Origin of the sequence: Nonomuraea sp. NPDC052634, assembly GCF_040678535.1 — a bacterium.
GTDB lineage: Bacteria > Actinomycetota > Actinomycetes > Streptosporangiales > Streptosporangiaceae > Nonomuraea > Nonomuraea fastidiosa.
On the sequence record NZ_JBFATY010000029.1, the window covers coordinates 1 to 1,300 of the forward strand.

The 1,300-nt window shown below is 66.7% G+C and carries 1 protein-coding gene; it reads right to left on the reverse strand.

Annotated features, from left to right (window positions below):
* Positions 1 to 652 precede the first annotated feature (652 nt).
* Positions 653 to 1,300, reverse strand: a 648-nt coding sequence (locus AB0K67_RS40450) for a transposase (RefSeq protein ID WP_364070939.1), incomplete at its 5' end; no start/stop codon positions are given.

Below are 1,300 nucleotides of genomic sequence, written 5' to 3' on the forward strand. Positions count from 1 at the left end.
GGGGTCTTGGTATCTGGTTTCGGATACCAAGGCCCCTCTTTTTTGTGTGTGTTGGGGTGGGGTTCTGGCATCTGTTGTGGTGTCGGAGCCCCTCTTTTGTGTGTCCGGGCTTTTTTGTGTGTGCGGGCTTTTTGTGTGGGGTGTGTGGTGGGGGTTTGTTTTGTGTGTCTCGGGTTTTTGGCTGGTGTGGGTGGGTCGGGGTTATTGGGTGGCCGGCGCTGGTGCTGGGTTGGTTGTTCGGTGTGTTTGTGGTGTTTGTGGCTGCGTGCCTGTGGTGTGTTTGTGGCCGTGGGTGTGTGGCCGGTGCGCGCGAGCGCGCGGGCGTGGGGCGTGGGGGCACGGGCTGGGCCGCTGTCGCGCCTCCGCCCCGCCCTCGTGGTCGGTTGCGTGCGTGCGTGGCTGGGTGGTTTCTCGGTGACGTGGTCGCCCAGCGCTGCCGCGGTCCGGCCTCATCTGCTGCTGGTGGCCGGCTCTGCTTTCGGAGCTTTTTCACGCGTCTAGGGTGCTGTTTGTTTGTGTGGGCGGGGTCGGGAAGCCCGCTGCTGCCGGCCCTGCTCGGTCGGGACTTCCGCTGCTGCCGGCCTGCTCGGGATTGGTCACGTCCACGGACGTGGTGTAAGAACCGATCTTCGCGTGATCCTGTTTCTGCAGGTTAAGCGGTAAGTGTCTGTGGGAGTGGGTTCTGGGTGGGTGTGTCGCTGGCAACGACGCGGATGCGCGCTTTGGCGAGGATGTCCAGGCCCATGTAGCGGCGGGCTTCGACCCATTCGTCGGTCTGCTCGGCCAGTACGGCGCCGATGAGGCGGATGATCGCCGTGCGGTCGGGGAAGATGCCGACCACGTCGGTGCGGCGGCGGATCTCCTTGTTCAGCCGTTCCTGCGGGTTGTTCGACCAGATCTGCGGCCAGATCTCGCGGGGGAAGGCGGCGAAGGCCAGCAGATCGTCCCGGGCGGCGTCCAGGTGCTCGGCGGCGTGCGGATGCTTGGCTTCCAGCGTTTGCACGACCCAGGCGTGCTGGGCGCGCACCGAGGCGGCGTCCGGCTGGTCGAAGATGGTGCGTACCAGCGTGGCCACGAACGGCTGCGCGGATTTGTTCACGCAGGTGAGCAGGTTGCGCAGGTAGTGGGTGCGGCAGCGCTGCCAGGACGCCCCGGCCAACGTGGCGCCGATTGCGGCCACCAGCCCGGCGTGGCAGTCGGAGATGACCAGCTGCACTCCGGACAGGCCGCGGGCGACCAGGCCGCGCAGGAAGGCCGGCCAGCCCGCGCCGTCTTCAGCCGAAGTGACGTCCAGGCCGAG